General features: G+C 62.7%; 25 protein-coding genes and 1 pseudogene. 13 read left to right on the forward strand and 13 right to left on the reverse strand.

Annotated elements, in window-relative coordinates:
* Positions 1-127: 127 nt before the first annotated feature.
* The 3 genes from sbmA to AC0L2U_RS23675 form a co-directional block, all read right to left on the reverse strand.
* Positions 128-1,387, reverse strand: coding sequence for a peptide antibiotic transporter SbmA (gene sbmA, locus AC0L2U_RS23665; RefSeq protein WP_127328446.1), 1,260 nt, complete (start codon positions 1,385-1,387; stop codon positions 128-130).
* Positions 1,388-1,500: 113 nt separating this feature from the next.
* Positions 1,501-2,661: a YbfB/YjiJ family MFS transporter gene (locus tag AC0L2U_RS23670; protein WP_473602735.1), complete on the reverse strand. Its 1,161-nt coding sequence runs from the start codon at positions 2,659-2,661 to the stop codon at positions 1,501-1,503.
* Positions 2,662-2,776: 115 nt separating this feature from the next.
* Entirely contained in the window at positions 2,777-2,998 is a 222-nt protein-coding gene (locus tag AC0L2U_RS23675) for a hypothetical protein (protein WP_127271618.1), read from the reverse strand.
* A gap of 94 nt (positions 2,999-3,092) precedes the next feature.
* Here AC0L2U_RS23675 and AC0L2U_RS23680 point away from each other — a divergent pair.
* The 3 genes and pseudogenes from AC0L2U_RS23680 (at position 3,093) to AC0L2U_RS23690 (ending at position 5,367) form a co-directional block, all read left to right on the forward strand.
* Positions 3,093-3,735 (forward strand): annotated as a pseudogene (locus tag AC0L2U_RS23680) (LysR family transcriptional regulator).
* The gene (locus tag AC0L2U_RS23685) at positions 3,732-4,988 is read left to right on the forward strand and encodes an aminopeptidase (protein WP_473602736.1); all 1,257 of its coding nucleotides are present in this window, start codon (positions 3,732-3,734) and stop codon (positions 4,986-4,988) included. The pseudogene AC0L2U_RS23680 and the gene AC0L2U_RS23685 overlap by 4 nt, the downstream one beginning before the upstream one ends.
* Positions 4,989-5,004: 16 nt before the next feature.
* Positions 5,005-5,367 (forward strand): DUF488 domain-containing protein, encoded by a 363-nt coding sequence (locus tag AC0L2U_RS23690; RefSeq protein WP_127270292.1) that lies wholly within the window; start codon positions 5,005-5,007, stop codon positions 5,365-5,367.
* Positions 5,368-5,563: 196 nt separating this feature from the next.
* Here AC0L2U_RS23690 and AC0L2U_RS23695 read toward each other — a convergent pair whose 3' ends face one another.
* Positions 5,564-5,899 (reverse strand): ArsC family reductase, encoded by a 336-nt coding sequence (locus AC0L2U_RS23695; RefSeq protein ID WP_245481766.1) that lies wholly within the window; start codon positions 5,897-5,899, stop codon positions 5,564-5,566.
* Positions 5,900-6,059: 160 nt separating this feature from the next.
* On the opposite strand from AC0L2U_RS23695, the gene AC0L2U_RS23700 reads away from it, so the two are divergent.
* Together AC0L2U_RS23700 and AC0L2U_RS23705 are read left to right on the forward strand one after the other, a co-directional pair.
* The gene (locus AC0L2U_RS23700; RefSeq protein WP_127397642.1) at positions 6,060-6,416 is read left to right on the forward strand and encodes an ArsR/SmtB family transcription factor; all 357 of its coding nucleotides are present in this window, start codon (positions 6,060-6,062) and stop codon (positions 6,414-6,416) included.
* Positions 6,413-6,892, forward strand: a complete 480-nt coding sequence (locus tag AC0L2U_RS23705; protein ID WP_127397643.1) for an SRPBCC family protein — start codon at positions 6,413-6,415, stop codon at positions 6,890-6,892. The genes AC0L2U_RS23700 and AC0L2U_RS23705 overlap by 4 nt, the downstream gene beginning before the upstream one ends.
* A 93-nt stretch (positions 6,893-6,985) precedes the next feature.
* Here the strand turns inward: AC0L2U_RS23705 and AC0L2U_RS23710 are convergent, their stop codons facing one another.
* On the reverse strand, positions 6,986-7,339 hold the full coding sequence (locus AC0L2U_RS23710) for a nuclear transport factor 2 family protein (RefSeq protein WP_127261632.1): 354 nt from the start codon (positions 7,337-7,339) through the stop codon (positions 6,986-6,988).
* Between the two features lie 166 nt (positions 7,340-7,505).
* On the opposite strand from AC0L2U_RS23710, the gene AC0L2U_RS23715 reads away from it, so the two are divergent.
* On the forward strand, positions 7,506-8,210 hold the full coding sequence (locus AC0L2U_RS23715; protein ID WP_127320782.1) for an SOS response-associated peptidase: 705 nt from the start codon (positions 7,506-7,508) through the stop codon (positions 8,208-8,210).
* Positions 8,211-8,239: 29 nt separating this feature from the next.
* On the opposite strand, the gene AC0L2U_RS23720 is transcribed toward AC0L2U_RS23715, so the two are convergent.
* The 7 genes from AC0L2U_RS23720 to AC0L2U_RS23750 all read right to left on the reverse strand — a co-directional run bounded on the left by AC0L2U_RS23720 (position 8,240) and on the right by AC0L2U_RS23750 (position 14,851).
* Positions 8,240-8,554 (reverse strand): hypothetical protein, encoded by a 315-nt coding sequence (locus AC0L2U_RS23720; protein WP_027036017.1) that lies wholly within the window; start codon positions 8,552-8,554, stop codon positions 8,240-8,242.
* 211 nt (positions 8,555-8,765) lie between these two features.
* Positions 8,766-9,851 carry an ABC transporter ATP-binding protein gene (locus AC0L2U_RS23725; RefSeq protein ID WP_127811038.1) on the reverse strand — a complete coding sequence of 362 codons (1,086 nt, stop codon included), beginning with the start codon at positions 9,849-9,851 and terminating at the stop codon, positions 8,766-8,768.
* A complete protein-coding gene (locus tag AC0L2U_RS23730) occupies positions 9,841-10,449 on the reverse strand; it encodes a cupin domain-containing protein (protein ID WP_127328457.1) in 609 nt (202 codons plus the stop codon). Before AC0L2U_RS23730 ends, AC0L2U_RS23725 begins: the two co-directional genes overlap by 11 nt.
* Before the next feature lie 212 nt (positions 10,450-10,661).
* Positions 10,662-11,732 (reverse strand): ABC transporter substrate-binding protein, encoded by a 1,071-nt coding sequence (locus tag AC0L2U_RS23735; RefSeq protein ID WP_127396838.1) that lies wholly within the window; start codon positions 11,730-11,732, stop codon positions 10,662-10,664.
* On the reverse strand, positions 11,717-12,586 hold the full coding sequence (locus tag AC0L2U_RS23740; protein WP_473602738.1) for an ABC transporter permease: 870 nt from the start codon (positions 12,584-12,586) through the stop codon (positions 11,717-11,719). The genes AC0L2U_RS23735 and AC0L2U_RS23740 overlap by 16 nt, the downstream gene beginning before the upstream one ends.
* Positions 12,583-13,467: an ABC transporter permease gene (locus AC0L2U_RS23745; protein WP_127396840.1), complete on the reverse strand. Its 885-nt coding sequence runs from the start codon at positions 13,465-13,467 to the stop codon at positions 12,583-12,585. Before AC0L2U_RS23745 ends, AC0L2U_RS23740 begins: the two co-directional genes overlap by 4 nt.
* Before the next feature lie 103 nt (positions 13,468-13,570).
* Positions 13,571-14,851 (reverse strand): NAD(P)/FAD-dependent oxidoreductase, encoded by a 1,281-nt coding sequence (locus tag AC0L2U_RS23750; RefSeq protein WP_127396841.1) that lies wholly within the window; start codon positions 14,849-14,851, stop codon positions 13,571-13,573.
* Positions 14,852-15,089: 238 nt separating this feature from the next.
* Here AC0L2U_RS23750 and AC0L2U_RS23755 point away from each other — a divergent pair, with 238 nt between their 5' ends.
* From AC0L2U_RS23755 to AC0L2U_RS23775, 5 genes are all read left to right on the forward strand, one after another.
* Positions 15,090-16,247 carry a fumarylacetoacetate hydrolase family protein gene (locus tag AC0L2U_RS23755; protein WP_473602739.1) on the forward strand — a complete coding sequence of 386 codons (1,158 nt, stop codon included), beginning with the start codon at positions 15,090-15,092 and terminating at the stop codon, positions 16,245-16,247.
* 344 nt (positions 16,248-16,591) lie between these two features.
* A complete protein-coding gene (locus AC0L2U_RS23760) occupies positions 16,592-17,527 on the forward strand; it encodes a substrate-binding domain-containing protein (RefSeq protein ID WP_013532868.1) in 936 nt (311 codons plus the stop codon).
* A gap of 114 nt (positions 17,528-17,641) precedes the next feature.
* Entirely contained in the window at positions 17,642-18,628 is a 987-nt protein-coding gene (locus AC0L2U_RS23765; protein ID WP_127396914.1) for an ABC transporter permease, read from the forward strand.
* 3 nt (positions 18,629-18,631) lie between these two features.
* Positions 18,632-19,423: an ATP-binding cassette domain-containing protein gene (locus tag AC0L2U_RS23770; protein WP_127396913.1), complete on the forward strand. Its 792-nt coding sequence runs from the start codon at positions 18,632-18,634 to the stop codon at positions 19,421-19,423.
* 137 nt (positions 19,424-19,560) lie between these two features.
* Positions 19,561-20,583 carry a LacI family DNA-binding transcriptional regulator gene (locus AC0L2U_RS23775; RefSeq protein WP_473602741.1) on the forward strand — a complete coding sequence of 341 codons (1,023 nt, stop codon included), beginning with the start codon at positions 19,561-19,563 and terminating at the stop codon, positions 20,581-20,583.
* Positions 20,584-20,911: 328 nt separating this feature from the next.
* On the opposite strand, the gene AC0L2U_RS23780 is transcribed toward AC0L2U_RS23775, so the two are convergent.
* Complete coding sequence (locus tag AC0L2U_RS23780; protein ID WP_127320309.1) at positions 20,912-21,502, reverse strand: TetR/AcrR family transcriptional regulator; 591 nt, start codon at positions 21,500-21,502, stop codon at positions 20,912-20,914.
* 242 nt (positions 21,503-21,744) lie between these two features.
* Here AC0L2U_RS23780 and AC0L2U_RS23785 point away from each other — a divergent pair, with 242 nt between their 5' ends.
* Together AC0L2U_RS23785 and AC0L2U_RS23790 are read left to right on the forward strand one after the other, a co-directional pair.
* A complete protein-coding gene (locus AC0L2U_RS23785) occupies positions 21,745-21,999 on the forward strand; it encodes a hypothetical protein (protein ID WP_127270242.1) in 255 nt (84 codons plus the stop codon).
* A complete protein-coding gene (locus tag AC0L2U_RS23790; RefSeq protein ID WP_473602742.1) occupies positions 21,993-25,169 on the forward strand; it encodes an efflux RND transporter permease subunit in 3,177 nt (1,058 codons plus the stop codon). The genes AC0L2U_RS23785 and AC0L2U_RS23790 overlap by 7 nt, the downstream gene beginning before the upstream one ends.
* The last annotated feature ends 3 nt before the right edge of the window (positions 25,170-25,172 follow it).

A 25,172-nucleotide genomic window follows, 5' to 3' on the forward strand; every position in this document is an offset into this window, starting at 1 on the left:
CCCCCCCCCCCCCCCCCCCCCCCCCCCCCCCCCCCCCCCCCCCCCCCCCCCCCCCCCCCCCCCCCCCCCCCCCCCGGGGGGGGGGGGGGGGGCCCCCCCCCCCCCCCCCGGTTCGATTTCCAAAACCTTAGGCTGGGTCCTCGGCGCTCTGTCTTGCCAGATAGCGCTGGTCGATTTCAGGCAACGGCTCGCCTTGCAGCGTCGCTTCGAAGGCACGCAGGCGCTTGTGGACCGATTGCAGCTCGACGATGGTCGACCAGGAGGTGAGCAGAAACTGCAGCGACCCCGTCACCTTGCCGAATGCGTTCGAAATCTGGTTCAGCGCGCCGAACGTTATCTTGTGCGCCACCAGTGAGGGACCAAGGATCAGCAGCGAGAAAATGTTGTCGGCCTGCAGGTAGGTGTAACGGACGACGTTGAAATAGATGTAGTGGAAATACAGCCTGAAATAATTGTGACGAACATTCTCGAACAGCTCGGCGGTGGTGGCCGGCTGGGCGCGGTCCGCATGATCCTCGCCGTAGACGAGTTCCTTGCGGTAGGCGGCTTCGACACGCTGGTTGCGGAACTGCAGCCCTGGAAGTTTCAGACCGGCAACCATGACCGAGATCGTCCCGAACAGACACCAGGCAAGGGCCGCGACAACCAATGGCTGCGGGATCGCGCCGATAATCGGCAACTCAGTGATATGGGCCTGCAACTGGATCATGACCGGCAGGAATGCGATCAATGTCATGATCGACTGGACGAAGCTGGAGCCGAGGTCTTCCATGATCTGCGAGAACCGCATCGTGTCTTCCTGGATACGCTGCGAGGCACCCTCGATATGGCGTAGCCTGCTCCAATTCTCGACGAAATAATTGTTCATCGCCGTGCGCCAGCGGAAAATCCAGTGGCTGACGATGAAGGCATTGACCACCTGCACATTCATGCCGACCAGCGCGAGCCACGAAAAATCCGCCAATCCGATATAAAATTCGCTGTTGGTCGACTTTCCAGTCCCCGACATCAGTCCCTGCACATAGTCGAAGAATGGTCCGTACCAGGCGTTGACGGCGACACTGACCTGCACATTGAAATAGATGAAGAACAGGATGACCGCGGTCATCAGGATCGACCAGCGCTGCCACGGATGCGGCGAATACCAGCTCCAGAATGCGTAGAAGACGGCCACGCAGAACACGAAATAGAGATAAAACCATAGAAACGGCGGCGACATGAGGATCGCGATGCCGATGATGGGCGGCGCGCCGGCCGCAGCCGGCGGCAATCCCAAAACCGCGCCCAATTGTTCACCACCGAAAAACCAGAACAGGATCGCCGCAAGGCTCCAGACGGCGGCCGAAGAGAAGAAGAGCTTCGGCTGCGGGAAAAAGGATACGAACACTGTGGCGAATTCCTCGATCTAGGCGCAAATCAGCTGACGGCAGCGGGCATAAAGTCACACATTAGTGGGAAAGAAAATGCCTGTGCCCGATGCCCGGCACAGCAAGCCCACAATCATGGCGATTTTGGCGCAGCCGACCATGTGATGGCCCCGGAGACGACCAGCGCGACCGCCGCGGTGATCGAGGCGAGGAAGAAATCGCCGGACATTTGCGCCAGAAATCCGGCCGCGACCGGCCCGATGATCTGGCCAAGGCCGAACGCAGCCGTCATCAGGGCAAAGATCCGGCGCGGCGCGCTTGGCGCCTGCTGCCGGGCGGCCTGCAGGCCAAAGGCGGTGATGGCAATGAAGGTGCCGCCGAGCAGCACGCCGGCAAGCAGCGGCCCGGTGGCGCCGCCGATGGCGACGCTGGCGGTGACGCCGGCAACTTCGATGAAGCACGCCAGCGCATAGGCGGCATAGAGGCCGGTCCGGGCCGCGATCTTCTGCCAGAGCCAGACCGAGGGAAAGCCAGCAAGACCGGCGACGATCCACACCATGGCCTCGAAGACGCGGCTGCCGCCGCCTTGCCGGACGATGGCGACCAGGAATGTCGCCGTCACCACATAGCCAAAGCCGAACAGGCCGTAGGCGATGATGACCTTGACCAACGACCGGTCCATCCGCAGTGCCGGCTCGCGGGCGACTTCGCCGCTGCCGAGCGGACCCTCATTGACCAACAGGGCCACGAGGACGAAACCGCAGGCCGAAATCGCCGCCGACCATAGCCAGCCTGCCGCCCAGCCCGAATGCTCGGCGACCAGCACCGCCATCATCGCCGCCGATGCCGCTATGCCGAGCCCGACGCCGCCGAAATGCCAGGCCTGCAGGTCGTTGCGACCGGCAGCCGCGATATGGCTGAACACGATGCTGGCCATGAACACCATGACGAAGGCGCTGGCCAGACCGGCCAGAAAGCGGGTGGCGAGAAAGGCCGCCATCGCTTCGGTCAGCCCCATCAGCGCGGCAAGGACCGCACTGGCGCCAAGCCCCGCCAGCATCAGCAGGCGCTCGCGCCCATGCGCCCAGCCGCCCGCCGCCGCCAACGCGCCGACGAGGTAGCCGAGATAATTGGCAGAGGCGATCCAGCCGGCATCGGCAGGCGACAGATGCAGTTCCTGCATCATGCCGGGCAGGATCGGCGTGTAGACGAAACGGCCGATGCCCATGGCAATCGCCATGGCAATCATGCCAGCGAAGGCGAAACGCAGCGCTGTCGAGGTGGCTGATGTCATTGCACTGCACAATAAGTGCAGGGATCGCTGAAACAATCGCCATCTGTTGGGCCAGTGCGTGCGCGGGACGCGGTGCTCGCCTCGACTTTCCCCAAGCCGAACGCTTCGCGCCTGCTCAGCAGCGACCGCCGGCGCGTAGCGGAGCCGTTTCGTGCACTGTCCGCCGTGCCGTCAGCCTGAACGGCACATCGCCCAGTTCGCGCTCCGACATGGTGTTCAGCACCGGATGCGAAAGCGGATCGATCAGCCATCTCTGCGCCTCGCCGTCCGGGCGCGGCTCATACGGCCTGCTCGCAGTGAAAAAGACCTTCAGCGACGACGACAAAATCCCTAACATTTCCGGCTCCACAGGTCTGTCTCTCCCGACAAAATCTGCCGTTTCGATATGCCTTTCAATTGAGATTTCAGCCGGATCAGTTTAGAAAAACTCAATGGCCATGCTCAACCGCGTCCATCTCAACGGCCTCCGCGCCGTCGAAACCGTTGCCCGTCTCGGATCACTGGCGGCGGCGGCCGGTGAACTCAACGTTTCCGTCAGCGCCGTCAGCCAGCAGATCAGCCGTACCGAAAAACAGCTCGGCCAGGCGCTGTTCGAGCGAACGGCGAGCGGTCTGGTGCTGACCGAATTCGGCGCCGTTTTCGCGACCCGCCTCGGAGCGGGCAATGATCAACTGGGAAAGCTGGTTCGAGACAGCAGGCGTTCCGCCTGTTGCCTTCCTCAAGGGTGCGCGTTTCACCGACCCGATGCTGTGCCTGGAATCGGCGATTGCCGGTCATGGCGTGATGCTGGGCTGGCAATTGCTCGCCGCCGACGCGCTGGCCGACGGGCGGCTGGTGGCGCCTTTCGGAATCCGCGCCCAGAGCGGGCTCGGCTATTGGCTGGTGACCTCCAGCACCAAGGCGGAAAGCCGTAAGGTCCGTGATTTCAAGCTCTGGATCAGGGAAGAGATCGAGGCAACCATGGCGCGGTTCGGGTCCGTAAACCCAGAACCCGCCGGCGCGATCGCGGTGGAAAGGACGGAGGCACCGAGCTATGTAGGGTCGGACATCAAACTACGACAGGCAGGATCATGACCACACATTCGCGCGGCGTTTCCGCATCGATCGACCCGGTGAAGCTCGACAGGCTGGCGGAAGTCGCCATCAAGGTCGGACTGCAATTGCAGCCGGGGCAGGATCTGGTGCTGACGTCGTCCATCGCGGCACTGCCGCTGACCAGGCGGATCGTCGAGCATGCCTACAAGGCCGGCGCCGGGCTGGTGACGCCGATCTTCAACGATGATGAGATGACGCTGGCCCGCTACCGCTTCGGTGCCGATGCGAGCTTCGACCGCGCCGCCGGCTGGCTCTATGAAGGCATGGCGAAGGCCTTTTCCAACAATGCGGCCAGGCTTGCCGTGCGCGGCGAGGATCCGTCGCTGCTCTCCGCACAGGATCCGGCGAAAGTGGCGCGCGCCAACAAGGCGAATTCGATGGCCTACCAGCCGGCGCTGGAAAAGATCACCGGCTTCGACATCAACTGGAACATCGTCGCCTATCCGGACCTCGCCTGGGCCAAACAGGTCTTCCCCGGCGATGCCGACGATGTTGCGGTGGTGAAGCTCGCCGATGCCATCTTCGCCGCTTCGCGGGTCGATGTTGAGGACCCGATCGGCAATTGGAAGGCGCACAACGCGGCGCTTCGCAGCCGCACCGAATGGCTCAATGGCCATAATTTCCACGCGCTGCATTTCACCGGACCGGGCACCGACCTGACCGTTGGGCTGGCGGACGGCCATGAATGGATGGGCGGCGCCTCGACCGCCAAGAACGGCATCACCTGCAATCCCAACATCCCGACCGAGGAGGTCTTCACCACGCCGCATGCAAGGCGGGTCGAGGGTCATGTCTCCTCGACCAAGCCGCTGTCCTACCAGGGCACGCTGATCGACGACATTTCGGTGCGTTTCGAAGAAGGCAGGATCGTCGAGGCCAAGGCATCGAAGGGCGAGGATGTGCTGAAGAAGGTGCTCGATACAGATGAGGGCGCGCGCCGCCTCGGCGAAGTGGCGCTGGTGCCGCATTCCTCGCCGATCTCGGCAAGCGGGCTGTTGTTCTTCAACACGCTGTTCGACGAGAACGCCGCCTGCCATATCGCGCTCGGCCAGTGCTATTCGAAGTGCTTCGTCGACGGCGCCTCGCTCAGCCAGGACGAGATCGCGGCGCGCGGCGGCAACAAGAGCTTCATCCACATCGACTGGATGATCGGTTCGGACAAGATCGACATCGATGGTATCCACAAGGACGGCGCCCGCGTGCCCGTCATGCGCAAGGGTGAATGGGCTTGACCGTACGGAGGGTGCGATGGCCTTCGACCTGGCGGTCAAGCGTATCTACGAGCCACCCGCGCCCGATGACGGGCAGCGGGTTCTGGTCGACCGCATCTGGCCGCGCGGTGTCAGCAAGGAAGACGCTGCGCTGACGCTGTGGTTGAAGGACATCGCACCGAGCGACGACCTGCGAAAGTGGTTCGGCCATGCGCCGGCGCGCTGGCCGGAGTTTCAGGAGCGGTATCGTGCTGAGCTGGACGGGAACGGCGAGGCGGTGAGTGAATTGCGAGGCTTGATCAGCCACGGCAAGGTGACGCTGCTCTATGGCGCGCATGATGAAGCGCATAACAATGCGGTGGCGCTGGCGGGGTATCTCAGCGCAAGCGCTCACAATTAGCCATCGTTAGCCAGACCTTCGTCATCTTCGGGCTTGACCCGAGGATCCATGCCGCGACCTCAGTCGAAAGGCGCAGCGGAGCAGAATCTGCACCGTTGCAACACGGATAGATCACGGCATGGATCCTATGGTCTGCGCTGCGTCGCTCCGCTCCTTGCTTCGCCATAGGATGACGAAGTGAGGTGTATGCGCTGCCCTACTTCACCACCGCCTCATAAACATCAGCCTTGAACCCCACCAGAATCCGATCCCCAACCTCCAGCACCGGTCGCTTGATCACGGTCGGCTTGGCCAGCATCAGCGCCTTGGCCTTCTTTTCGTCGAGGCTCTGCTTGTCGTTGTCCGGCAGCTCGCGAAACGTGGTGCTACCCCTGTTGAGCAACTTTTCCCAGCCGACCTTGCCAACCCAGCCATCGAGCCGCTTCGCGTCCAGTCCCTCTGCCCTGAAATCGTGAAACCGGTAGGCCACGTCATGGCCATCCAGCCAAACCCGTGCCTTCCTGACCGTGTCGCAGGTGGTGATGCCGTACATGGTGATCGTCAAAACAGTGGCCCTTCGGATTTCGAATCTGACCGCAGATTAAGGACGCTCTGCGCGCTTTGCCAGCGCTGCCCCGGCAGGCCTTCGGTTTTGCCCTTGCCAACACTAAGGAATTTTCCTAAGTGTTTTGACAGCGCCTCAGGACCAATCAATGACAAGCCTCCAGACCCCAACTCCGAGCCCTCCACCGATCGACGGCATCTTTCGCGCTCTTGCCGACCCGACGCGACGCCGCGTTGTCGAGCGGCTGAACCGCAGTCCCGCCTCGGTCAGCGAACTCGCGCAGCCTTTCAAGATGGCGCTGCCGTCCTTCATCGAACATCTCAAGATTTTGGAAGGCTGCGGGCTGGTGCACTCGCAAAAGACCGGCCGGGTCAGGACCTATCAGCTGGCACCTGAGCCGCTGAAACTCGCCGAAAACTGGCTGGCCGAACAGCGCACGCTTTGGGAGCGCCGCCTCGACCAGTTCGACGCCTATGTGATGACCCTCAAGGAGACAGAAAAATGATCTATCCCCTCAAGCCGGATCCCAGGCTGGACCTCGTGCTGGAGCGCGTCATCGATGCGCCGCGCGAATTGCTGTGGCGCGCCTTGACGACGCCGGAGCACGTCAAGCAATGGTTCACGCCGAAGCCTTGGATGATCACCGACTGCGAGATCGACCTCAGGCCGGGCGGGCTGTTCCGCACGCGCATGCAGTCGCCCGACGGAACCGAGGTCAACGACCGCCATTGCTGCTATCTCGAAATCGTGCCGAACGAGCGGCTGGTGTGGACGGATGCATTGTTGCCGGGTTACCGGCCGTCAGGAGAACCCTTCATCACCGCTGTCATTTCCTTGCAGCCGGACGGCAAGGGCACGCGCTACACCGCCACCGCCATCCATCGCGACGAGGCGACCCGCAACAACCATGAAGAGATGGGTTTCTTCGACGGCTGGGGCACGGTGGCCGATCAGCTTGCGCAGTATGTGAAGACGATCTGATCTTCCCACATGACGGCCAGGACGTTGTCTTGGCCGTCATGCTTGTTTTCAACCCGGCAGCGAAGAGAGCAGTCTCCCGGTGGCATATCCGCCTCAATAATAGAAGCGCTCTTCGGTGATCTTGCCGTTCTTGACTGTGTAGAGGCCAACTTCATCCATGGTGACGCGCTCGCCGGTGGCCTTGGGCGTGATGTCGAACTTGAAGCGCACCGCGAACTGGTCTCCGTTGACATAGGGGCCCTCGACCGAGCCGCCATGCACTTCGTTGTTCTCCTGCCACCACTGGCCCTTCTGCCTGAGAGCCTCCTTGCCATGGGAGATGGCCATTGGCCCCGCCATGGCTTCGAGACTGACGATATCATCGGCATTGTACTTCTCGGCAGCAGCTTCGTTATCGCCCTGCTTGAGCAGCTCGGTGAAATCCTTGGCAATTTCCGCGATGGTCATTTGTGTTCCTCCTGTTCAGACGCACTGCAAGTAGGGAACAGCTTACTGCCCTGCCATCGTCGGGCCGCGTCGTAGCTGACAAGCCATGTCAGGATGATAATGTCGTGCAGATCGCGCTCCCGCACATCCGGTTGCGGACACAAGCCAATTCCGCAATTCTAGGTGAATGTGCAACCTCTACAATATTACCACGACGCAAGAGGCGGTCCGCCAATGGACACACACAATGCGCGACGTCAGCGGCAACCTTGAGCCTTCGCTTGACGTCTATCCCAATCAGCCTGGCCTAGTCGTTCGCAACACGGCGGATGGGGAGCGTGAGCTGGCGAAACTGCTTTGGGGTTTGCCAACGCCACCTGAACGCATAAAAGGCAAGGCGGACTACGGCACTACCAACGTGCGCAATCCGCAATATTCGCACTGGCAGCAATATGTCGGCGTCGAGCACAGATGCGTCGTGCCGGTGACCAGCTTTGCCGAACCCAGCCCTACCCCGAACGACAAAGACCCAGACACAGGCATCCAGCGCAATTATTGGTTTGCGCGTGACGAGAGCCGGCCGCTGTTCTTCTTCGCTGGTTTCTGGACCCGTTGGCAAGGCGTTAGAAAGGTCAAGGATGGTCCTGGCGACTTCGAGCTATTTGCCTTCATGACAACCAAGCCTAACGCCGTCATCGCGCCGATCCATGAGAAGGCTATGCCCGTGATCCTGACCACGCCGGAAGATGCCCAGGCCTGGCTTATAGCGCCGTGGGCAGAAGCGAGGCATTTGCAGCAGACAGCGCCGGACGATGCATTGGTGATTGTTGAGAAGCCCGCCACGCAGATCAAGTTTCCGCAGCAGGTGCCAACTCAAGGGTCTCTGTTCTAGGCCGCAGGATCGACTAATCAGCCGCTTTCTTAATCGTCGTCTCGCCAGATCACCCGGCGAACCATGCGGATTTCGACAAGGCGCCTGACCCGAATTTTCAAGCGTTCAGCGGCGCTCGGCAAAATAATGCTGGCATCAAGCTCGCGAAGCTTGCAGCGCTCGCACCGCATATGCCGTTCGACGTCCCAAAAGGGAATATCCCCCACAAGCTTTGCGAGATCGCCGGGCAGATAGTGCCGAGTGATGTTGCAGTGCCGGCATCGAACACGAATGAGTTGCCCGACTTCGTGCGCAAGGCACAGGGTCTGCACATTTCGGCGCGGTCGGCTGCTCAATTCCGGCATCGGCCAAACTAGGAATATATTCCCCGGCGAGTCAATCCTACTTAGTTCCATGGTCTTTTGTTCACAGCCGGCTGACAGGTCCACATAGTCAGGGCGACGACGGCCCGTAGCCGATGATGCCCTTGACCTCGAAGTTGGTCGCCCAATCGGCGTAGTGCTTGTAGCCACGGAGCGGCGCGAACGGATGCTTCGGTTTTTAACGTAGCTGAAACTAACCTGGTAGCACCGGGCAGTTGGCACCACGGCGCAGGCTGATATGCGCCACGTCTCCGACGCTGAATTGGGAACCCTCGGCCTGGCGCGGTGCATCGATGACAACAGGGGCGCCCTGCCCGAGTTCGGCATGCAGGCGCAGCGTGCGGCCGTGAAAGACGATGCTGTTGACGCGCGCCGGTGCGGTGCCGGGCGCAGCTTCGGTGGCCGCCAGCAGATCCTCCGGGCGCACGCCAATGGTGCGCATCTCGCCTTGCCCGGGTGACTGGCCCGTTTCAGCGATGGCCTCCAGCGGCAAGGTGCCAGCGGTGAAACGCAAGCGACCGCCATCGCGGCCGACAAACCGTGATTGCAGGAGATTCATGGTGCCGATGAAGCTCGCCACAAACTTCGTGGCGGGCCGGTCGTAAAGGGTGGCCGGCGGCGCGATCTGCTCGATGCGGCCCTTGTTCATGACGACGATGCGGTCGGAGATCGACAGCGCTTCGGTCTGGTCGTGGGTGACCATGACGAAGGTGGTGCCGAGCCGCGACTGCAGCCGCTTCAGTTCAACCTGCATCTGCTCGCGCAGATGCGCATCGAGCGCCGACAGCGGCTCGTCGAGCAGGAGCACGCGTGGTTCGCAGACGATGGCACGCGCCAGCGCGACACGCTGGCGCTGGCCGCCCGACAGTTCGGAGACGCGGGCGCCAAGCTTGTCGGCGAGACCGACCATGTCGAGGGCTTCGCCGGTGCGCTTTGCCTGTTCGGCTCCAGACAGTTTGCGCAGTGACAGACCGAAGCCGACATTTTCGGCGACATTCATGTGCGGGAACAGCGCATAATCCTGGAACACGGTGTTGACCGGCCGGTCGAAGGGCCGAAGGGCCGTGATATCGCGACCATCGAGCAACACCTTGCCGCTCGACGGGCTTTCGAAACCGGCGATGACGCGCAGGCTGGTGGTCTTGCCGCAACCCGACGGCCCGAGCAGCGTGACAAACTCGCCGCTGATAATGTCGAGATCGACGGCGTCGAGCCCGACGATGCCGCCAGGGAAAATCTTCGAGACCGCCTGCAGTCGCACGAGTGGATCAGGCGCCATCGCGAACCTCGGACGGCTTCGTGGTGTTGACCCAGAGGATCTGGCAACGCTCGGCGCCGGGATTGCGGAAGGCATGCAAAAGCGTGCTCTTGAACGCAAAGCTGTCGCCGGCCTTCAGCACGTAATTTGTCGAATCCACCACCAGTTCGACCTCGCCGGCCAGCACGAAGCCGAATTCATGGCCGGCATGGGCATAGGCTTCGGCCGTGCCGCCACTGGCTTCCACCGTCACCAACATGCCGGTCAGCGTCGCGCCCGGCGGCGACAGCAGCGCCTTGGCAATGCCTTCCGATTTCACCGGGATCTGCCGCCGCTTGTCCGCACGCACACAATAGAGATCGCTGACGGCATCGTTGCCGTCTGCGATCAGCGCAGACGGCTCTATGTCGAGAGCAGCGGCGAGCGGCCAGATCACCTTGACGCGCAGCGAGGACATGCCGCGCTCGATCTGGCTCAACGCACCGATCGACACCCCGGCTTTTGCAGCAAGATCGGCCAGCGACAGATTGCGCTCCAGCCGCAGCGCCCGCACGCGCCGGCCGACCCGCACATCGGCATCGTCCTTCGGCTTCTCAGCCGGTTCGTCCAGCATGTCCATCAATTCGTCCTCGTTTGCAGTCTATCCATCGGAGCGCGGCGAAGCGTCGATAAGCTCCCCCTTCTCCCCTTGTGGGAGAAGGTGTCGCCGCAGGCGACGGATGAGGGGTGCTCCAGCTTGGCGACGACGGCGATCCGCCACGCACCCCTCATCCGTCTCGGCGCTGCGCGCCGATCCACCTTCTCCCACAAGGGGAGAAGGCAGGCCTCAACTCACCCGCCTGCCTTGACCTTTTCGAACATCTTGGCGAGGTCGTCATTCTGTTTCATCGGCCCGGTGAAGATGGTGGTCTTCAGCAACACCTCGGGATCGGATGGCAGCTGCAATTTCTCCAATTCCGCCTTCGGCACGGTGGCGAAGGCGGAGCTCAGCGAGCTGCCGTAACCATAGGCCTGGATCAGGTATTTGCCGGAGTCGGCATCCAGCCGGCTGTTGATGAAGTCATAGGCAAGATCGACATTCTTGGCGTCCTTGAGCATGACGAAGCCGCAGGCCCAGGTCAGCATGCCCTCCTTCGGCTTCATGAACTCGACCGGCACGCCCTGCTTCTTCAGCGACGTGGCCGACGCGTTCCAGGTCATGGCGGCGACCAATTGGCCGCTGGCCAACGCCTGTTCGACGGAGGTCATGTCGGTGGTGTAGTTGGAGAGCAGCGGGCGCTGCTCGCGCAGCTTCTCGGCCACCTTGTCCATTTGCTCCGGCGTCATGTCGAACGGATTGACGCCGGCGAGCAGCGCGGCCACCACAGGCGTGTCATGCACCGCGTCGATCGTCGCCATGCGGCCGGCATACTGCTTGTCCCACAAAAGGTTCCAGCTCGCTTCCGGGTTCTTCACCAGATCGGTGCGGTAGAGGATCGAGGTGTTGCCCCAGTCCCATGGCACCATCCAGACCTTGCCGTCGCCGGCCTGCAGGTCGGGCAGGTTCTTGAACACCGGGAAGATCGAATCCCAGTTCTTGATGCGCTTGGTGTCGATCGGCTGCAGCAGGCCTTCCTTGTTCCAGCGCGCCACCTTGTCATAACAGGGATGCGCGATGTCGGGGCGGAAGCCGGCCTTGACCTTGGTGAAGGCGTCATCGTCGTCACCGAAGATGGAGGCCTCGACGCCATCGGGATGCGCGGCGAGGAAGCTCTTGTTGAAATCGGGCAGTTCATAGCCCGACCAGGTGAAATATTGCAGCTTGTCGCCGGCGAAAGCGACGGTCGACGACAGCGCCAGCGCGAACGCCGTCAATCCAGCGCAAACAGTCTTTGCAGAGATCGATTTCAGGTCGAATGCCATTGCAGTTCTCCTCTCTTGGTTTGTTTTGGTTGTGATGGATCCGCGGGCTTTGGCGCCGTGGCGGACAGGCCGCGATGGCGTAGGATTTCAGCTGCTGCAGCGATGACGAAGGACACAGCCAGGATCGACGTGCCCAGCGCCATCACCGTCGGCAGCGACTTTGGAAAACGCAGCTGGCTCCAGATGTAGAGTGGCAGCGTCGGCTCGGTGCCGGCGAGGAAGAAGACAACGATGAATTCGTCGAAGGAGATCAGGAAGGCCAGCATGAAGGCCGAAATGATGGCCGGCAGGCTGAGCGGCAGCATGACCCGCCGGAACGTCGTCCAGTCGGAGGCGCCGAGATCGAGCGCCGCCTCGCGAATGGTTTTCGGGATGGCGGCGAAGCGGCTGCGCATGATCACCACGGTCGTCGGCAGCGCGACCAATATGTGGCCGAGAACGATGGCAATGCGCGATGGCCCCAGACCAATGAGGTTGATGAGGATCAGCAGCGATATGCCGACGATGACGCCCGGGATCAGGATCGGCAGCCTTGCGATGGCGCTGATGGTGGCGGCCAGCGGCGAGCGGCCGTAGAGGTCCATGTAGGATACGGTGATGCCGCACAGCGTCGCGCCCGTGGCGGCAATGGCGCCGATGACGAGGCTGTTCAAGAGTGCACCGGTCAGCGCCGAATTGCCGAACAGTGTCGCGTACCATTGTAAGGTGAAGCCTTGCAGCGGAAACGCTGCCTGGATCGAGTTGTTGAAGGAAAACAGCGGGATCAGCAGCACCGGCAGATAGAGAAAGACCAGATAGGCGATGACGTAGACGCCGAGCCAGCGGCCGCCTCCCTGCGTGCGTGCAGCGCTCATGTGCGGCTGCCAAATCTGCGGTCGGCGAAACGCGCGACCAGCACCACGGCAAGGATGACCAGCATGACGGCGACGGAGAGTGCGGCGCCAAACGGCCAGTCATTGGCCTTGCCGAACTGCGCCTGGATCAGCGTGCCGATCATGGTGCTGGCCGGGCCGCCGACGAGCGCCGGCGTGACATAGTCACCGACCGTCGGCACGAAGACGACAAGGGCTGCCGCCAGCACGCCCGGCATCGAATTGGGCAGCACGACCCGGCGGAAGGAAGTGAAGGGCCGCGCGCCGAGATCGGAAGCGGCCTCGATCAGCGATTTCGGGATGGTGTCCAGCGCCACGTAGATCGGCAGGATGGCGAAAGGCGCATAGGCGTGCGCTAACGTGACGACGACGGCCGCCGGCGTGTTGAGAAAGGCCAATGTCGGTTCGGACCAGATACCGCTTTCGATCAGCGCCGAGTTCAAAACGCCATTATAGGCGAGCACGATCTTCCAGGCGAAGACGCGCAGGAGATAGCTGGTCCAGAATGGCAGCGTCACCAGAAACAGCAGCAGGCCGCGCCGCCGGCCGGCGTGGAAGGCGAGGTAGTAGGCGACGGGATAAGCGGTGACGACCGTCGCCAGCGTGACCAGAGCGGCAATGATCAGCGAGCGCAGCGTCACCGTCCAGTACAGCGGATCGGACACCACGGTGACAAAATTCGCCACGGTGAAGCCGGCGCCGAGCAGCGAACCGTCATTGCCGCGGAAGGCGAGAAAAAGCACGAGGCCGAGGGCAAACAGGATCAGCAGGAAGGTGACCAGCGCGCCCGGCAGCAGCATGGCGACCCGGAAGCCCTGAGAAGACCGGGCCTCTGGCGCTGATGTTGCAACTAGGGCCGACATCGACCTGCCTATCGGAAATTTGAAATTATCTTAGAGTTTTTCATATTCATGAAACTGTCAAGCGGAATCCCAAACGGAACCCCATTGACAGGAATTGCTTTGGTCAGCGCTCCAACGCATCGAGCAGCCGGTACCAGGCGATGGTCGCGGCGACGCCAACCTGGCGGAAGGCGTGAAACGGGATCGGTCGGATCGGCGAGACCGGGAAGGGCAATTGCCTGACATCGCCACTCTGGAGATAGCCGGCGATGCGCTCGCCAAGCGCGGTCATCAGGCCGACACCACGACCCTGGCAGCCGGCCACGGCCAGCAGGCCCTGCTCCGGCTCATGGATGTGCGGCAGATGGTCCGGCGTCATCGCCACGCGGCCGAACCAGCGCTTCTCGATGGCGACACCGGACAGCACGGGATAGAGCCGCCGCAGCGCCCGCTCGAGATGCGCCCAGTCGCCGGCGCTCGTCGGCAGCGCCATGCGACCCCGGCCGCCAAGCACCAGCCGGCCGTCGGCGCTCTTGCGGTAGTAGACGAGGATGCGCCTGGAGTCCGACACCGCCTGTCCTTCCGGCAGGATCGTGGCCGCCAGGTTGGGCGGCAACGGCGCTGTAGCGATCTGGAAAGAATGCAGCGGCACGATCGTCTGGGCGAGACCGGGGATCAGACCGTCCGTGTAGGCGTTCGTCGCCAGCACGACCGCCTTTGCCTGCAATTGCACCCCGTTTTCAGTTGAAACACGCCAAACGCCGTCGCTTTTGTCTAGCCGCACCACCTTCTGATGTCCGGCTATCCTCACTCCAGCCGCGGTCGCGACCCGAGCAAGTTCCCACGTGTAGGCGAGCGGATCGATCACACCGGCGCGGCGGTCGAGCCAGCCGCCGAGATAACCCTGTGCACCGGTCTTGGCCGCGATCTCCGCCGCATCGAGCAACCGGACGTCGGCACCACGCGCCCGCCATTGCCGATCACGGTTTACCGCCGCCTTCAGTGCGGCCTCGGTGTGCGCAGCCTGGATCCAGCCATTGCGAACGAACGGCACCGCCAGTTTCTCGTCGCGGATCAGCTCGAACACCGCATCGGCGGTCGACGCCGCGAAATTGACAAGCGCCTCGCCGTGCTCCGGGCCAAAATGCTCCAGCAGCCATTCCGGATCGTATTTCAGGCCGGGAATGACCTGACCGCCATTCAAGCCTGATGCGCCCTGGCCGATCTCGCCAGCGTCCAGCACCTGCACCGACAGGCCAAGCCGGGCGGCATGCAAGGCGGTCGACAAGCCCATGATGCCACCGCCAACGATGGCGAGATCGACACGTTCGCCATTGGGAAGCGATTGAAACGTGGAAGCTGTCTGTGGCTTGCGCCAGATCGGATCGGAGAATGCTGTCGCCAAAGGTCACCTGAATGCGCTGCGATTGGTGAAAATCCTAGTCAGAATTTCACAATTTTGAAAGAGCGCCTTGGCTTTCGTCTGTGGACTGCCGCCGAGACGATCGGAGACCCAGAGTTTCCGATCGTCTGCGACGGGATAGACCTTTGACGGGAATCCGGTGAAAGTGCCGCGCCGATCCGGCCAGCCCACATTGACCATCACTTCGCCACATTGTCGATCACGCAGAGGACAGAGCGCTATGACGAACCCGACCCACCTGCCCACCGAGGGCCTTTTTGTCGGACGCGCCAGAAGCAGCGATGCCGCATACCCGCTGGTCGTCGCGGTGCGCGATGGCACGGTCTTCGACATCACCTTGCGTGCGGCACCAACCATGCGCGACCTTTGCGAGATGGCTGACCCGGCTGCGCATGTCCGCTCGGCCGAGGGCAGACCGATCGGATCGCTCGATGACATCGCCGCCAACAGTTTTGAGACCGGGCGCGATCCAGCAAAACCCTACCTGCTCTCACCGGTCGACCTGCAGGCGGTCAAGGCATCGGGCGTCACCTTCGTCGTCAGCCTGCTGGAACGGGTGATCGAGGAACAGGCGCGCGGTTCGGCTGAAAAAGCCGATGCCATCCGCGCCGACATCGCAGGACTGATCGGCCACGATCTGTCGAAGCTGAAGCCCGGTTCGCCCGAAGCGATGGAGATCAAGGCCAAGCTGATTTCGCGCGGCGCCTGGTCGCAATATCTGGAAGTGGGCATCGGCCCCGATGCCGAGATCTTCACCAAGTGCCAGCCGATGGCCTCGGTGGGCTTCGGCGCCGATGTCGGGCTGCACCCGGTGTCGACCTGGAATAATCCGGAACCCGAGATCGCCATGATCGCCGCCTCCAGCGGCCGGATCGTCGGCGCGACCATCGGCAACGACGTCAATCTGCGCGACGTCGAAGGGCGTTCGGCGCTGCTGCTCGGCAAGGCCAAGGACAACAATGCCTCGGCCTCACTCGGCCCCTTCATCCGCCTATTCGACGACAAATTCTCCATCGATGACGTCAAGCGCGCCGTCGTGCGCCTGAAAGTCGAGGGCGAGGACGGGTTCTCGCTGGAGGGCGCAAGCTCGATGGCGGAGATCAGCCGCTCGCCGGAGGAACTGGTCGCCGCGGCCATGGGGCCGCACCACCAGTATCCGGACGGGCTGGCGCTCTATCTCGGCACCATGTTCGTTCCGTCCAAGGATCGCGGCGAGAAGGGCAAGGGATTTACCCACAAGGTCGGCGACATCGTCACCATCTCGTCGGAAAAATTCGGCGCGCTGGTCAACCGCGTGCAGCTGTCGCCGGACTGCCCGCACTGGACCTATGGCGCCAGGCATCTGATGCGGGAGCTGGCCAGAGCCGATCTGATCTAGCAACTGGTGTCGTCGACGCCCTGCCAAGCGCTGCGGACCTGGCCCCGTGGGCGTAGGATGGTCGCCGGCGTGACCCTTGTCGGCGCAGGCCGCGTTCGCGCGACCCGAAGCAATCACGCCAATTATCAGACAGTCGGAAAATCACCTCAACTGACGCAATCTGATGGGACCGCTGATGACGCCCCGTCAGACGCCCACTACACCTGCAGATGGAGGCTTGGCAGATGGAGGCTTGCCATCCGTCGAAAAAGGGGATGCTCTGACGCATTCAACCGGCGCTGGCAAAAAGACGCGGAACAAGGGACGGATTTTGAACTGACGATCTACAAACGGGAGGAAATCAAATGCTGACACGGCTAAGACTCGTTCTATACGGCCTGTTGGTGGCGCTGATGGTGGTACCAGCAGCGGCACAGGCCAAGACGTTCTACTGGATTTCGCACGGCGGTCCGGCCGATCCGGTCTGGACCTATTTCCTGGCCGGCGCCAAGCAATGGGCCAAGGACACCGGCAACACCGTCAACACCTCGTTCCACAATGGCGATGTCGCCTCGCAGCAGGAAGCGGTTCGCGCCGCCCTCTCCGCCAAGGCCGATGGTATCGTCACGACGAGCCCCGATCCGGGCAGCCTGATCGAGATCGTCAAGGAAGCGCGTGCGGCGAAAGTGCCGATCATCAATTTCAACACGCCTGATCCGAAAGCCGACTTCAACGCCTATGTCGGCGGCGACAATGTCACCTTCGGCAAGCATTGGGCGCAGTATCTGGTCGACAAAGGCCTGGTGAAGAAAGGCGACTTCGTCTGGATGCCGGTCGAAATCCCCGGCGCCACCTATGGCGTGCAGGAAGAAGAAGGCATCAAGAGCGTCTTCGAGCCGCTCGGCATCACCTATGAAATCACGGAAGCCACGCTTGATCAGGCTGAAGTGATCAACCGCATGGTCGACTACCTCACGGCCAACAAGGCCAAGGTCAAGGCGATCATCGGACTGGGCGATCTCGTCACCGGCTCGATCAAGCGGGTGTTCGACCAGGTCGGCATCAAGCCGGGCGAAATCCCGGTCGTCGGCTGGGGCAACTCGCTCGACACCACCCAGGAAGTGCTGAACGGCTATGTCAATGCCGGCCAGTGGCAGGACCCGCAGGCGACCAGCTATGTCGCGCTTTCGCTGGCCAATATGGCCGCCGGCGGCATTCCTCCGGGCTTCAACGTCATCACCGGCGCGCTCTACGAAAAAGACACCGCGCAAATCTACGACGACATCCTGTCCGGCAAGTAACATCCAATCCTAGCAGTCGCGGCCGCCCAACGGTCGCGACTGGCTCTCCATTTCGCCGAGCCCTTCGCACGCGATGTGCAACGCTCAGCCTTCCACTCATGTCGCGGATTGCCTGTGGAAAATCATTCGCTCGTCCAACGCCTGATCGCACGGCCGGAATTCGGCCCGCTGGTGCTGCTCGTCGTCGAGATCGCCGTTTTCTGGAGTTTCAACCACGACTTCCTGTCGCCGCAGAACATCTCCAACACGCTGGCCTTCACGGTCGAACTCGGCCTGATCGCGCTGGCGATGACGCTGTTGATGACATCGGGCGAGTTCGACCTCTCGGTCGGCTCCCTGTTCGGCTTCTCGCCGGTCTTGATGTGGACCCTGTTCAACAGCGGCCTGACCTCCCTTGAGGTCGGCTTTGTCGCCGCGCTGCTGGTCGCCGCCTTCATCGGGCTGGTCAATGGCTGGTTCGTGACGCAGCTCAAGATCCCATCCTTCCTGGTGACGCTCGGCATGCTGCTGGTGGTGCGCGGCACCGCTCTTTTCGTCACCGATGGTTTTCCCCAGCGCACCTGGAGCGCGGAAGGCAGCTGGCTGGCGGAAGTGCTGGTCGGCGATTTCTTCATCGGCCCGTTCCGCATCTACATGTCGCTGTTCTGGTTCATCGCCGCGGCGATCGGGCTCGGCTATGTGCTGACGCAAAGCCGCACCGGCAACTGGATCCAGGCGGCCGGCGGCAACCCGAGTGCTGCAAGGGCGCGCGGCGTCAATGTCAGCGGCGTCAAGATCGGCCTGTTCGTGCTGTCGTCGGTCATGGCTTCGCTTGCCGGCGTCATCTCGTCGCTGCGCACTTCCGCCGCCAACCCCAACAGCGGCACCGGCTACGAACTGGAAGTCATCGCCATGGTGGTGATCGGCGGTACAGCACTTACTGGCGGGCGCGGCACAATCATCGGCACGGTGCTCGGCATCCTGATCCTGCGCGTGATGCGCAACGGCATCGTGCTGATCGGCGTGCCCGGTCTTGCCTACAACATCTTCATCGGCGCTATCATCCTCGGCATGATGGCGCTGCATTCATGGCTGGAACGCCGGCACCAGGCGGGGACTTGAACCATGGCCGAGCCACTGATCCGCATGACGAGCATCCGCAAGTCCTATGGCCGCGTGCAGGCGCTGGAGGATGCCAATTTCCATGTCAATGAACGGGAGATCGTCGGCTTGCTCGGCGACAATGGCGCCGGCAAGTCGACGCTGATCAAGGTGCTCTCGGGTGCCGTTCCGCTGACCAGCGGCGATATCTTCATCCGCGGCAAGAAGGTGAGCCTGCGCAGCACCAGCGACGCCATCGCCCACGGCATCGAGACGATCTACCAGGACTCGGCGCTGGTGACGCAACTGTCGATCGCCCGCAATCTGTTCCTCGGGCGCGAGCCGATCAAGCCGCCGCGCTTCCTCAACCGGATGGACCAGGATGCGATGAACACGGTTGCTCGCGACTTGCTCAAGCAGGTAGGCATCTCGAAGAACATCCCGTCGACGACGCCGATCGGCTCGCTCTCCGGCGGCGAGCGCCAGGCGGTGGCGATCGCGCGCGCCATGCATTTCGACAGCGACCTGATCATTCTCGACGAGCCGACCAACAATCTCGGCGTCGCCGAAACACAGGGTGTGCTGAGCTTCGTGCGCAGCGCCCGCGATTCCGGCCATTCCTGCATTTTCATCGCCCACAACATCCACCATGTCTTCCAGGTAGTCGACCGCATCGTCGTCATGCGCCGCGGCAAGGTGGTTGCTGACGACATAGACCCCAAGAAGACCAGCGTGGCGGAGGTCGAACGGATCATCACCGGCATGTCGGACAAGGAAATCCGCGATGCCATCGCCGATGGCAAGCCATCGCACTGAGAATGGTGATGGGCGGCAATCACCCGTCACCTCAGATCGCATCGCTTGTCTGACGCGCCACCGCATGGCGAACAGGATTGCAGCATGAAAGCCACAGTCTCGGATACCGCACGCAACTGCGGGCTGTGGGTTACGGCATGAAAGCCACTGTCTCCGATATCGCTCGTAGCTGCGGGCTGTCGACCGCAACGGTCGACCGGGTGCTCAACAACCGGCCGGGTGCGAGTGCGGCCAACCGCCAGCGCGTCATGGAGGCGGCCAAGCAAGTCGGCTATCTGCCGGTCGCCGATCAGGTGACGCTACCCTCGCGGCCCGCCCACCTTGAATTCCTGCTGCCGATCGGCAGCAATGCCTTCATGCGCGATCTCGCCGGGCACATCGAGGACTACGCCGCGCGCCTGCCGCTTGTCGCCTCGTGCCGGATCCATAACCTCGCCGGTATCTCGCCGAACGCGTTGCAGAGCGCTGTCGAAAACCTGTCGCTCAGGGCCAATGGCGTCGGTGTCATCGCCGTCGATCATCCGCGTACGCGCAACATCCTGCGCGACATCGTCGAAGCCGGCATGCGCCTGGTGACGCTGGTGTCCGATGTTCCGGCGGTACCGCGCGCGGCCTATGTCGGCATCGACAACCGGGTGGCGGGACGAACGGTGGCGCTGCTGATGGGACGCTTCCTTAGCGGCCGCACCGGCCATCTTGCGATGGTCGTCGGCTCACGTTCCTATCGCGGCCACGAGGAACGCGAAATGGGTTTCCGCTCGGTGCTCAGTGAGGAGTTTCCCAATCTGACCGTCTGCAGCGCCGTCGAGGTCAACGACGAGCCCGATGCCAGCTACACCGAGACCATGAAGGCGCTGCACGACGAGCCGGAACTGCTCGGCATCTATTGCGTCGGAGCTGGACATTCGGGCGTTGCAAAGGCGATCCGGGAGGCCAGGCCGAACCGCAAGCCGGTGTTCATCTGCCACGATCTGACCAAGGACACGCGCGGTCATCTCGTCGACGACCTGCTCGATGTCGTCATCGACCAGAATGCCAGGCTGATCGCGGAACAGTCGGTCATTCGCCTGCTCGGCTCGATTGCCTCCTCGGCACCCTATCTGACGCGCAAGTTCATCGAACCGCGCTTGATCTTCAGGGAAAACGTCCCGGTGCAGTAATGCGAAATGGCTTGGCTAAACCGGGTTTCCGGATTTGTACGATCATTGGCACGGCAAATCTGCACAGCAGCTATGCAAGTTTCTTTGTTGCCGAATCGTTGGGCAACTCGTAGGTTCTGGTTGTCGGCCATCTACTCCTCCCAGATGCGATGCCGACGCTGAATGGGGTGCACCTCCTCCCGCGCCACATTCGAAAATCGAGCCCGCTGCCACCTCCTCCCGGCAGCGGGCTTTTTTCGTTTGGCGACAGGGATGGCGGCACAGCGACACCAAAGCGCGCCCAGTCATCACGCGATGAATGGCGCACATGGACAGGCGACAGGTCACCTCAACCGGCGGCGGCGCCCCGGAAAGAAACGATCAATCCTTCAGCCATGCGCACGAACTGCGTGCTCGGACCTTCCGACCCCACGGTCTGCACGCTAACCCGCGCGCCCTCGAGCAGAAGCGACAGCGTATCGGCGAGCAGTTCAGCCTGGCCGATGCCCGCATCCCGACATAGCGTCACAAGGCGCTCGCGCTGGGCTTCCTTGAGCTCCTTGATCACCAGCCTGGCCGGATGGTCCGGCTCGGTCAGCTCAGCGGCGGCGTTGGCCATGTCGCAGCCGCGCCCGTCCGCATTGAGCATGGCAGCCGCCTTGCGAACCCAGGCATGCAGCTGGGCAAGCTTGTCACCAGGAAATTCGGCCTCGAACGCATCCCACATAGCGCCCGCCTTGGCCGCATTGGCGCGCAGGCATTCGACGATCAGTTCGTCCTTGGATTCGAAGTGACGATAGAGCGTCATCTTGTTCGTGCCGGCAGCTTCGGTGATGGCGTCGACGCCGACACCCTTGATGCCATGCTTGTGGAACATGTCGCGTGCCGTCTCCAGGATCCGATCCCGGGGACGAGAGCGCTCCACGATGCCGTCTGTCATCATGATCTCCTTTCGTTTCCAAAAAACCCTCGGCCACCTCTTGACTAGGGTGTTACCGGTCTGTAACTTCCAGAATGTTACTTACTGGTAACACCTATCTCGTCCACCGTCAATAACAAGGCCGTGAACTGGCCCTGCCGACGAGAGGGACAAGAAACTGCCAATCATGCGGCCTCGGCCGGTGAAAAGATGAAAACGGTTCGCGAGCATGTGCTGCGAATCGACAGACAAGGAGCCGGCCAATGCCACAGCGCCGCGATCTTACCATAGATGAAGCCGTCCGGGATCCGATGATCCGGCTGGTCATGAGAGCCGATGGCGTCGACCCGCGCGCCTTCGAGACGATGCTGCGCTCGCTTGCCGATGCGCAGCGCAACGAGGTGCCGTTGCTGCATTCGCGGGACGACCTCGGTGACAAGCGCGGTCAAAGACTGTCCAGCGTCGCCAGCGCCTTCGGGCGGGCAAGAGCAGCCGGGGAGGCTTGCGTCTCGTGGTAAACTTTTTCATCCACCGTCCGATCTTCGCCTCGGCGATCGCCATCATCATGGTGCTCGCCGGGTCGATTTGTTACTTCCTGCTGCCCGTCTCGCAATTTCCCGACATCACACCGCCGCAGGTCGTGGTCAGCGCCCACTATCCAGGCGCCAGCGCGCAAGTGGTGGCCGATACGGTGACAACGCCGCTGGAGCAGCAGATCAACGGCGTGCAGGGGATGACCTACATGTCGTCGACGAGCTCCAATGACGGCTCCTCGACCATCACCATCACCTTCGATGTCGGCTATTCGCTGAGCACCGCCGCCGTCGACGTGCAGAACCGCGTCTCGCAGGCCGCCTCGTCGCTGCCGGCGATCGTCAACCAGGGCGGCGTGACGATCAAGAAGCAGAACCCGAACTTCGTCCTCATCGTCAACCTGACTTCGCCCGACAGTTCGGTCGATCCGGTGGCGCTGAGCAACCTTGCCTATCTGCAGGTGGTCGATCCGCTGAAGCGCCTGCCCGGCGTCGGCGATGTGCAGATCTTCGGCGAGCGGCGCTATTCGATGCGCGTCTGGCTCGATCCCGACAAGCTCGCCAATCTCGGCATCACCGCGGTCGATGTGCAGAACGCCATCGCCGAGCAGAATGTCCAGGTGGCGGCCGGCAAGATCGGCCAATCGCCGGCACCCGCCGGCACCGCCTTCGAGATGCAGGTCAACGCCGTCGGCCGGTTGAGCGATCCAAAGGAATTCGGCGACATCGTCGTGCGCGCCAACACCGACACCGGCTCGCTGGTCAGGCTGCGCGACGTCGCCCGCGTCGAGCTCGGCGCACTGCAATATTCGTCGTCGGCCTTCTTCGGCAAGGACCCGACCGTGGTGCTCGCCGTCTACCAGATGCCCGGCTCCAACGCGCTCGATCTGCAGCAGCGCGTCAAGGACAAGATGCAGGAGCTGTCGGGCCGCTTCCCGAAGGGCGTGTCCTATGCAATGCACTACGACACGACGCGCTTCGTCTCGGCGTCGATGCATGACGTGCTGATCACGCTCGGCGAAGCGCTGGTGCTGGTCGTCGCCGTGGTGTTCCTCTTCCTGCAAAGCTGGCGCACGACGATCATCCCGACCATTGCCATTCCGGTGTCGCTGGTGGCGACGCTGGTCGTCATGGAGATGCTCGGCTTCTCGCTCAACATGCTCTCCCTGCTCGGCATGGTGCTGGCGATCGGCCTCGTCGTCGACGACGCCATCGTCGTGGTTGAGAATGTCGAACGACAGCTGGAGGCCGGACTCAAGCCGCTTGCGGCGACCAAGGCCGCAATGCGCGAGGTCACCGGACCGATCATCGCCACCACCGCGGTGCTGATGGCGGTGTTCGTGCCGGTCGCCTTCATTCCCGGCGTCTCCGGCAAGCTCTACAACCAGTTCGCGCTGACGGTGGCGATTTCCGTCGGCATCTCGGCCTTCAACTCGCTGACGCTCAGTCCCGCGCTCAGCGCGGCCTTCCTGCGGCATCGCGGCGAGACGCAGTTCGCTCCGTTCCGCTGGTTCAACACCGGCTTCGACAGGCTGTCGCACGCCTACGCCAATGGCGTACGCATTCTCATCCGCTTGCGCTGGATCATGCTCGGCCTGTTCGCGGCCGGCCTGGTCGCCACCTACTTCGTCTGGCAGCGCCTGCCCTCGACCTTCCTTCCGGTCGAGGACCAGGGCTATTTCTTCGTCGTCATCCAGTTGCCCGACGGCGCGTCGCTGGAACGCACCGACGCGGTGGCGCAGAAGGCGCGCGACATCCTGCAGGCGACGCCCGGCGTCGAGATTGTCGGCTCGATCAGCGGCCTGAATTTCCTGACCAGTGCGGCGCAGTCGAATTCGGCGGTCGAATTCGCCATCCTGAAGCCGTGGGAGGAGCGCGGCCCCGACCAGAGCGCGTCGAAGCTCGTCGCCGATGTGCGCGGCAAGCTGATGCAGATCCCTGAAGCTTTCGCGCTGAGCTTCGATCCGCCCTCTATCCCGGGTATCGGCACCACAGGCGGCTTCGAATTCGTCGTCGAGGATTTGACCGGCCGCGGCAGTTCAGCCCTCAACGATGCGACGCAAGCCGTGATCGCCGAGGCGCGCAAGCAGCCGGAAATCAACCCGCAGCAGCTGTTCTCGCCATTCTCGACCTCGACGCCGCAGTTCAACTACGACCTCGACCGCAGCAAGGCCAAGCTGCTCGGCCTCAATCTGCCCGATGTCTTCAACACGCTGCAGATCTATCTCGGCTCGCTCTACGTCAACGACTTCAACCTGTTCGGCCGCACCTTCCGGGTGACCATCCAGGCCGACAAGGATGCACGTGCGGGTGCCGCCGACATTTCGCGGCTCTATGTGCGCAATGCCTCCGGCGGCATGGTGCCGCTCTCGACGCTGGGCAAACTCGTGCCCTTCGTCGGCCCGGAGACCGTGCCGCATTACAACAACAATGCCTCGGCCTCGATCAATGGCGGTGCCGCACCCGGCTTTTCCTCGGGCCAGGCGGTTGCCGCGATGGAACGGGCCGCCGCCATTGCGCTGCCAAGGGATTTCGGTTTCGAATGGACCGGCATCACCTTCCAGGAGCTCAAGGCAGGATCGATCGCGTCCGTCGTCTTCGGCCTCGCCATCGTCTTCGTCTTCCTGATCCTGGCGATGCAGTATGAGAGCTGGGCGATGCCGTTCATGGTGCTGTTGGCGGTGCCACTGGCCCTGTTCGGCGCCTTCGTGGCCCTGTTGCTGCGTGGCATGCAGATCGACGTCTACTCGCAGATAGGCTTCGTCATGCTGATCGGCCTGGCGGCCAAGAACGCGATCCTGATCGTCGAGTTCGCAAGGCGACGGCGCGAAGAAGGCCTCAGCATCGTCGACGCGGCGATGGAGGCGGCACGGCTCAGGCTGCGGCCGATCCTGATGACGGCCTTCGCCTTCATCCTCGGCGTGCTGCCGCTGATGTTTGCGACCGGCGCCGGTGCGGCAAGCCGGCAGTCGATCGGCACCACCGTGTTCGGCGGCATGGTCGCGGCGACCATCCTGTCGCTGGTGTTCGTGCCGGTGTTCTACGCGGTCATCGAACAGCTGCGCGAACGCCGCGGCAATGACGAGCCCGCCTCTCAAGACAATGAACCAACGACTGAGCCCGCCTTGCGCCCCCTGGCGGAAGCGGCCGAATAAGAT

Source organism: Mesorhizobium sp. WSM4808 (genome assembly GCF_055811675.1).

Bases quoted from the DNA above. Each gene is read 5' to 3' on its own strand.
- AC0L2U_RS23670 (WP_473602735.1), bottom strand. From the start codon at position 2,661: ATGACATCAGCCACCTCGACAGCGCTGCGTTTCGCCTTCGCTGGCATG.
- AC0L2U_RS23675 (WP_127271618.1), bottom strand. From the start codon at position 2,998: ATGTTAGGGATTTTGTCGTCGTCGCTGAAGGTCTTTTTCACTGCGAGC.
- AC0L2U_RS23685 (WP_473602736.1), top strand. From the start codon at position 3,732: ATGACCACACATTCGCGCGGCGTTTCCGCATCGATCGACCCGGTGAAG.
- AC0L2U_RS23690 (WP_127270292.1), top strand. From the start codon at position 5,005: ATGGCCTTCGACCTGGCGGTCAAGCGTATCTACGAGCCACCCGCGCCC.
- AC0L2U_RS23695 (WP_245481766.1), bottom strand. From the start codon at position 5,899: ATGTACGGCATCACCACCTGCGACACGGTCAGGAAGGCACGGGTTTGG.
- AC0L2U_RS23700 (WP_127397642.1), top strand. From the start codon at position 6,060: ATGACAAGCCTCCAGACCCCAACTCCGAGCCCTCCACCGATCGACGGC.
- AC0L2U_RS23705 (WP_127397643.1), top strand. From the start codon at position 6,413: ATGATCTATCCCCTCAAGCCGGATCCCAGGCTGGACCTCGTGCTGGAG.
- AC0L2U_RS23710 (WP_127261632.1), bottom strand. From the start codon at position 7,339: ATGACCATCGCGGAAATTGCCAAGGATTTCACCGAGCTGCTCAAGCAG.
- AC0L2U_RS23715 (WP_127320782.1), top strand. From the start codon at position 7,506: ATGTGCAACCTCTACAATATTACCACGACGCAAGAGGCGGTCCGCCAA.
- AC0L2U_RS23720 (WP_027036017.1), bottom strand. From the start codon at position 8,554: ATGCCGGAATTGAGCAGCCGACCGCGCCGAAATGTGCAGACCCTGTGC.
- AC0L2U_RS23725 (WP_127811038.1), bottom strand. From the start codon at position 9,851: ATGGCGCCTGATCCACTCGTGCGACTGCAGGCGGTCTCGAAGATTTTC.
- AC0L2U_RS23730 (WP_127328457.1), bottom strand. From the start codon at position 10,449: ATGGACATGCTGGACGAACCGGCTGAGAAGCCGAAGGACGATGCCGAT.
- AC0L2U_RS23735 (WP_127396838.1), bottom strand. From the start codon at position 11,732: ATGGCATTCGACCTGAAATCGATCTCTGCAAAGACTGTTTGCGCTGGA.
- AC0L2U_RS23740 (WP_473602738.1), bottom strand. From the start codon at position 12,586: ATGAGCGCTGCACGCACGCAGGGAGGCGGCCGCTGGCTCGGCGTCTAC.
- AC0L2U_RS23745 (WP_127396840.1), bottom strand. From the start codon at position 13,467: ATGTCGGCCCTAGTTGCAACATCAGCGCCAGAGGCCCGGTCTTCTCAG.
- AC0L2U_RS23755 (WP_473602739.1), top strand. From the start codon at position 15,090: ATGACGAACCCGACCCACCTGCCCACCGAGGGCCTTTTTGTCGGACGC.
- AC0L2U_RS23760 (WP_013532868.1), top strand. From the start codon at position 16,592: ATGCTGACACGGCTAAGACTCGTTCTATACGGCCTGTTGGTGGCGCTG.
- AC0L2U_RS23770 (WP_127396913.1), top strand. From the start codon at position 18,632: ATGGCCGAGCCACTGATCCGCATGACGAGCATCCGCAAGTCCTATGGC.
- AC0L2U_RS23775 (WP_473602741.1), top strand. From the start codon at position 19,561: ATGAAAGCCACTGTCTCCGATATCGCTCGTAGCTGCGGGCTGTCGACC.
- AC0L2U_RS23780 (WP_127320309.1), bottom strand. From the start codon at position 21,502: ATGACAGACGGCATCGTGGAGCGCTCTCGTCCCCGGGATCGGATCCTG.
- AC0L2U_RS23785 (WP_127270242.1), top strand. From the start codon at position 21,745: ATGCCACAGCGCCGCGATCTTACCATAGATGAAGCCGTCCGGGATCCG.